The organism is Halapricum hydrolyticum (assembly GCF_025517535.1).
Taxonomy (GTDB): domain Archaea; phylum Halobacteriota; class Halobacteria; order Halobacteriales; family Haloarculaceae; genus Halapricum; species Halapricum hydrolyticum.
In genome coordinates, this window is the sequence record NZ_JAOPKC010000031.1 from 20,730 (window position 1) to 27,572 (window position 6,843).

The following is a 6,843-nucleotide window of genomic DNA, read 5'->3' on the forward strand; positions in this document are numbered from 1 at the left end:
CGATCACCGACGTTGGGAACTGCCTCGATCCGATCGTTACTGATTACGTCCGTACGGCGGCTGACGAGCCGGCTCCCGGGCCGGCGGCCCGCTCGTCCATCCGAGGGCCGTACTTCGTACGCCCCTCCGCTGGCTCACGGGCGAGACCCGTTCGCCTGTTCGGAGAGCCTCACTACCTTCGGTTCTCCTACATCATGCCGCCCATGCCGCCGCCCATACCGCCCATGCCGCCGGCACCGCCGGGTCCGCCTTCCTCGTCGCCGCCCGACGTCGACAGATCGCCGGCAGCGATGATGTCGTCGATCTTTAGCACGAGGTTGGCGGCTTCGGCGGCCGAGGACAGCGCCTGGGACTTGGCGTGGGCTGTCTCGACGACGCCCGCCTCGTAGGTGTCCTCGACGTCGCCGGTGAAGACGTTCAGACCGGCGTTCTGCTCGCCGTCCTCGTGGGCGGCGCGGAGTTCGACCAGCGTGTCGATCGAGTCGAGCCCGGCGTTCTCCGCGAGCACCCGCGGGATCAGTTCGAGCGAGTCCGCGAAGGCCTCGACGGCGAGCTGTTCGCGGCCGCTGACGCTGTCGGCGTAGTCGCGCAGCCGACGGGCGAGTTCGACCTCGACGGCGCCGCCACCGGCGAGCACGAGTCCGTCAGTGACTGCCGCGGCGACGACGTCCAGCGCGTCGTTGACGCCGCGTTCGAGCTCGTCGACGACGTGATCGGTCGACCCGCGCAGCAGCAGCGTCACACCGTGGGAGTTGTCGCCCTCGACGACGAACCACTCGTTGTCGGCGTCGTAGGTGATGTCACCGAAGCCCAGATCCTCGTCGCTGAGACTGTCGAGGTCGGAGACGATATTCGCGTCGACGACCTCGCGCATGAACTCGATGTCGGACTTCTTGGCTCGCTTGACGGCCAGGATACCCTCCTTGGCCAGCAGGTGCTGGACCATGTCGTCGATGTTCTTCTGGCAGAAGACCACGTCCACGCCAGCGTCAGCGATAGTTTCGACCATCTCCTTGAGCTGCTGTTCTTCCTGCTCGACGAACTGCTGGAGCTGGGAGGGATCGTCGACGCTCAGCTGGGCGTCGGCGCTGGTCTCCTCGATTTCCAGAGCCGTGTCCATCAGGAGGATGTCGGCGTCCTCGGCTTCGGTGGGCATGTCTTCGTGAACCGGATCTTCCTTGAGGAGGACGCCCTCGATGAGTTCCGACTCGGCGGCGGTCCCGCTGGCTTCGGTCGTGATGTTCAGGAACTCCAGATCGACGACGGACGAGCCGTCTTCGGCCTCGACGGTGACGTTCTCGACGGCGTCGACGATCAGCTGGCCGAGCAGGTCTTTGTTCTGCTCGGCTCCCTTGCCGGTCATCGCCGTCTCGGCGACCTGCTTGAGGACCTCCGTGTCCTCGACGCTGACTTCCTCGGCGATGTCGTCGACCTGGCTGCGGGCTTCCTTGGCTGCCATGTCGAAACCCTTGATGATCACCGTGGGGTGGATGTCCTGCTCGAGCAGGTCCTCGGCGTTTTTCAGCAGCTCGCCCGCGATCGACACCGCTGACGTCGTTCCGTCACCGGCCTCGTCCTCCTGTGTCTCTGCGACCTCGACGATCATCTCCGCAGTCGGGTTGTCGATGTCCATCTCCCGGAGGATGGTCACACCGTCGTTCGTGACCGTGACGTCCCCCATCGAGGAAACGAGCATCTTGTCCATCCCCTTCGGACCGAGCGTCGAACGTACCGACTCCGCGACCGCCCGGGCCGCGGAGATATTGTGGCTCTGTGCGTCCTTGTCCTGCATCCGCTGGGAATCCTCGCCCAGAATAACCATTGGCTGGCCCTGCATTCGCTGACTCATATTCGGTCGAGGATTGAATGTGATTCTATATAAACGTGTGGGTTCGAGTTCGCGATGGCGATCCGACGTGTGCCGGCAATATACGCAGAACAGGGCCGATCGGACGGCTGTTTCGGGCATTCACGTGGTATTTAATGACACGGAATCCGAGAGACGCACCGGCGCTCAGGCACGCTTTATATACAGGCGGTAATCTGTCTCTCCAACGGCTGTCGCTGGCCGTTGACCGGCTGTCGTCGGGAAAAGGTGTTGTGTGTGCTACCGAGCGGGCGACCAGCCACAGATTGTACACTCTACGGCGTCGCTATTATGGAGTCCACCACATTCGGGACACTGCTTCTTGTTGTAGCTATCTTCCCAACCGGGGGAATCCATGTCGTGGCCACGCTGCGACAGGAACTCCTCGAACATATCGTCGCTCGGTGCTGAGGCCATGCATGATATGGTATACCACGACGCTATATATGCTTATTGGTTTGTGAATTCATAGCATGGCTCCGGAACAACCGGAGCGATACTGTCGGCCGTACCGTTTCGAAAGAGTCGGCACCTCGTCGTGCCGGATGTTACGGACGCCTCGCCGGCCCTACGGTGAGGAACGGCTGCCACTCGAATCGTCGGACTGGCGGTTCGACTACAGCGGTGCACACAGCGACGAGCAACTGCTACAGGAACCCCTGTCGAGTTTGGTCTTCGAAAGTAGGTGGGGTGGGGGTGGGGGGTGGGGGAAAGGATCATGGCACCGGTGGGGCGGTGCCACTATCGTCGGGTGCGTGGTCGAAATATAAAAATGTTTCGTCCGAGTTATCGGGTGTGATAATTGGGACGTCTCGGCCGCGACGATACCCCCGAATACGGCCGACATCGACACGAAATCGATCTCGGGGGGAGCTACTGCGACAGTCGTTTTTCCAGCAGGACGAACTCGAGTCCGACGTCGTCCATCTCGCGCCGCCGGTCTTCGATGCGGACGTACTCCCGAGATTCGTAGAATCCAGTCGCGTTGAGCGACGAGATGACCGAGACGTCTCGACAGCCCGTGAGCGTCGCACTCGTCTCGAGCAGGCCGAGCAGTCGCGTTCCGATGCCCGTGCGGGCCCTGAGGGGATGGACGAACAGCCCCTCGATCCGGCATCCACTCGTGTTGAGGACACCGTAGCCGACGACGCCGTCGTCGCACGCGACGAGCACCTGAAACGCGTCGGTCGTCGTCGCGGCCCGGTACTCTTCGAGTGCCTCTCCCGGTGCCCAGGCGCGCAACTGTTCCCGGGTGTATGCACTCGCTGCGAGTTCGGCGATCGCGGTCCGCTTCACGTCGAGGATCGCTTCGGCGTCACCCGGCCTGGCCGTCCGAACCGACACGTCGAGCATCCGTCCGTTCGTTTTCGCCGGTCCGCCTTGGGTGTGGCTAATCGATTCGAATCGGGGCCTTTGTCACCCCCCACGTCGAAGCGCCGGTATGCTCGTAGCCTTCGACTTCGACGGGACGCTCTCGGACTCCGAAATGGTCGTCCTGCTTGGCGAACAGTGCGGCGTCGCCGACGAGATCGACGAGATCACAGAGCGAGCGATGAACGACGAGATCGACTACGCCGAGAGTCTCCGCCAGCGCTGTGCGCTCCTGGACGGCCTCGAGGAGGAGCGCGCGCAGGCGGCCTTCCGGCAGGTCCAGCTCCGGGAGGGCGCCCCCGAGGTTATCGACGCGCTCGACGCTGCCGGGGTTCACACTGCGATTCTCACCGGCGGCTTCGAGCGCGGTGTGGAGGCCGCCCTCGACTCGGCCGGCGTCGAGGTCGACACGATCGTCGCAAACCGGCTCCCCGTCAGCGACGGCGCGCTCACCGGCGAGGTCGAAGGTCCGCTGATAGAAGGCACCAAGGACACCGCGCTGGAGACGGTTGCGTCGGACCTCGGCCTCGACGCTTCGGACACGGTCGCCGTCGGCGACGGCGCGAATGACCTGCCGATGCTCGAAGTCGCCGGCCTCTCGATCGGATTCGCCCCGAAACCGGCGGTCGAAGACGCCTGTGACGTCGTCGTCTCCTCGATGTCCGAACTCCTGGCTGTCCTCGAAGAACGCGAGGTCGTCTGATCTTCGGCCGTCCTTATACACTATCTCGGTATTCGTTCACATACCACCGTCTCCGGGCTCGGCGGTGTTGATCTCCGTTCCTCAAGGAAAGGCTTATATAGAATCACATTCAATCCTCGCTTGACTATGGCTCAACAGATGGGTAACCAGCCCCTCATCGTACTCTCCGAGGAGTCCCAGCGGACATCCGGAAAGGACGCACAATCGATGAACATCACGGCCGGGAAGGCCGTCGCCGAATCCGTTCGGACCACGCTCGGTCCGAAGGGGATGGACAAGATGCTCGTCTCCGATACGGGCGACGTCGTCGTCACGAACGACGGCGTGACCATCCTCGACGAGATGGACATCGAGCACCCCGCGGCCAACATGATGGTCGAGGTCGCCCAGACGCAGGAGGACGAAGTGGGCGACGGCACGACCACGTCGGTCGTCATCGGCGGCGAACTGCTCACCAAGGCCGAGGACCTGCTCGACCAGGATATCCACGCAACGGTCCTCGCACAGGGGTATCGCCAGGCTGCCGAGCAGGCCAAGGAGATCCTCGAGGACATGGCCATCGAGGTCGACGAGGACGACACCGAGATCCTCGCGTCTATCGCTGAGACCGCGATGACCGGCAAGGGCGCCGAGTCCGCCAAGGACACGCTCGCGAAGCTGCTCGTCGAGGCCGTCCAGTCGGTCGCCGACGAAGAGGGCATCGACACGGACAACGTCAGCGTCGAGACGGTCGTCGGCGGCGCAATCGAGGAGTCCGAGCTCGTCGAGGGCGTCATCGTGGACAAGGAGCGCGTCCACGAGAACATGCCCTACAGCGTCGAGGACGCCGACGTCGCGCTGCTCGACACCGCGATCGAAGTCAAGGAGACCGAACTCGACACCGAGGTCAACGTCTCCGACCCCGAACAGCTCCAGCAGTTCCTCGATCAGGAAGAGGAGCAACTCAAGGAGATGGTCGACAAGCTCGCCGACGCTGGCGCCGACGTCGTCTTCTGCCAGAAGGGCATCGACGACATGGCCCAGCACTACCTCGCCCAGGAGGGCATCCTGGCGGTGCGCCGCGCCAAGAAGTCCGACATCAAGGCGCTCTCGCGCTCGACCGGCGCCCGGATCGTCTCGAACATCGACGACATCACCGAAGACGACCTCGGCTTCGCTGGCAGCGTCGCCCAGAAAGAGATCGCCGGCGACGAGCGCATCTTCGTCGAGGACGTCGAAGACGCCAAGGCCGTGACGCTGGTCCTGCGCGGCGGCACCGAGCACGTCGTCGACGAGGTCGAGCGCGCCGTCGAGGACGCGCTCGGCGTCATTGCTGTCACGCTGGAGGACGGCAAGGTCGTCCCCGGTGGCGGCGCGCCCGAGGCCGAACTCGCGCTGGGCCTGCGTGACTACGCCGACTCCGTCGGTGGCCGCGAGCAGCTCGCCGTCGAGGCCTTCGCCGACGCCATCGACGTCATCCCGCGCACCCTCGCGGAGAACGCCGGCCTCGATCCGATCGACTCGCTGGTCGATCTGCGCAGTCAGCACGACGCTGGCGACACGACCGTCGGGCTGGACGCCTACACCGGCGACATCATCGACATGGAAGACAACGGCGTGGTCGAGCCGCTGCGCGTCAAGACCCAGGCCGTCGAGTCCGCGACCGAAGCCGCCGTGATGATCCTGCGCATCGACGACGTGATCGCCGCAGGCGATCTCAAGGGCGGCGCTGGCGACGACGAGGACGAAGGCGGACCCGGTGCCGGCGGCCCCGGCGGCATGGGCGGCGGCATGGGTGGCATGGGCGGTATGGGCGGTATGGGCGGCGCGATGTAAACCCACTTTTTACGCCGTCGGGTCTCGCATGCGCGCCTGTCGGCGCGCAGCGGACCACTCCGGCGTAAAAACTTGGGGAAAAAGGCCGCTCGCGTCCGGTCGGGCGCGAGCGGGTGCATTCCCTGCCGACCTGCCGCACCGCCACCGCAACCGCACTGCGTTTCGAACGAGCGGCTTTCTTTTGGTGTACCCAACGATTTACTATCACAGCGGTATCAGCGCGGACGCTCACAGCGGTAACAGCGCGGAAGCCCACCGGCTTTAGCCGTCCCCAGAACGCTTCGCGTTCTGGTGGGCGTCGTGTTAAGATAAGGATGAGGCGGTCGGTGTTTCGAATGTTCCATGTCCGAAATCGACCGCCTCGGTGGAGATAGCGACTGGATCGATTTGGAATTTGTGGAGCGAGAGCGGACACCCGAGCAGATCGTTGAAGTGGGTATTCAGTTGCATCTGGCTGGATTGTCGCTTTCGAATACCAAACAACACCTTGAGAGGTTGGGTGTCCAACGCAGTCGTACCGCGATCCACAACTGGGTGCAGAAAGCCGATCTACAGCCGACCGGGACCAGATCGTCGAATTACGTTGCGCTCGACGAGACTGTAATTCAGCTCGGGACTGAGCGCTACTGGCTGTACGCCGCCGTCGATCCCAAGACCAACGAATTCCTGCACGTACGGTTGTTTCCAACGACGAATTCAGGACTTACACAGGTGTTTCTGCGTGAACTCAAAGAGAAACACGACATCAACGACGCAACGTTTCTCATCGACGACGCCGACCATCTCCAAGCGGCACTGTCGCGACTCGGACTCCGATCTCATATCCGTCGCCACGGAAATCGGAATAGCGTCGAACGTGTCTTTCGTGGGGTAAAACGACGAACATCCTCGTTTTCAAATACATTCAGCAACGTCGAGCCGATGACAGCAGAGTCCTGGCTCAAAGCGTTCGCCGTCTGGTGGAATCGATGCCAAAGTTAACACGATGGGACTGCAACGTCGATGACCACATTGCAGTGACCTCAACGGGTGCGTTCGTCGGGAACGCTGACGACCTCAATCATCAACGCCGCGAGTTCGAGAAGCG

At 63.1% G+C, this 6,843-nt stretch carries 6 protein-coding genes; 3 read left to right on the forward strand and 3 right to left on the reverse strand.

Translation table 11 applies throughout. The features are described from left to right. Window positions 1-187 precede the first annotated feature (187 nt). The 3 genes from thsB to OB916_RS15900 form a co-directional block, all read right to left on the reverse strand. Complete coding sequence (thsB, locus tag OB916_RS15890; protein WP_390884099.1) at window positions 188-1,849, reverse strand: thermosome subunit beta; 1,662 nt, start codon at window positions 1,847-1,849, stop codon at window positions 188-190. Window positions 1,850-2,107: 258 nt separating this feature from the next. After that, a complete protein-coding gene (locus tag OB916_RS15895; RefSeq protein WP_315910281.1) occupies window positions 2,108-2,284 on the reverse strand; it encodes an HVO_0416 family zinc finger protein in 177 nt (58 codons plus the stop codon). A gap of 456 nt (window positions 2,285-2,740) precedes the next feature. Continuing rightward, entirely contained in the window at window positions 2,741-3,220 is a 480-nt protein-coding gene (locus OB916_RS15900; RefSeq protein WP_315910282.1) for a GNAT family N-acetyltransferase, read from the reverse strand. An 88-nt stretch (window positions 3,221-3,308) separates the two neighbouring features. Between OB916_RS15900 and serB the strand changes: the two genes are divergently transcribed. The 3 genes from serB to OB916_RS15915 all read left to right on the forward strand — a co-directional run bounded on the left by serB (window position 3,309) and on the right by OB916_RS15915 (window position 6,737). Then, window positions 3,309-3,941 carry a phosphoserine phosphatase SerB gene (serB, locus tag OB916_RS15905; RefSeq protein ID WP_315910283.1) on the forward strand — a complete coding sequence of 211 codons (633 nt, stop codon included), beginning with the start codon at window positions 3,309-3,311 and terminating at the stop codon, window positions 3,939-3,941. 138 nt (window positions 3,942-4,079) lie between these two features. Beyond that, window positions 4,080-5,756, forward strand: coding sequence for a thermosome subunit alpha (thsA, locus tag OB916_RS15910; RefSeq protein WP_315910286.1), 1,677 nt, complete (start codon window positions 4,080-4,082; stop codon window positions 5,754-5,756). Between the two features lie 342 nt (window positions 5,757-6,098). Beyond that, a complete protein-coding gene (locus tag OB916_RS15915; protein WP_315910284.1) occupies window positions 6,099-6,737 on the forward strand; it encodes an IS6 family transposase in 639 nt (212 codons plus the stop codon). Window positions 6,738-6,843 lie beyond the last annotated feature (106 nt).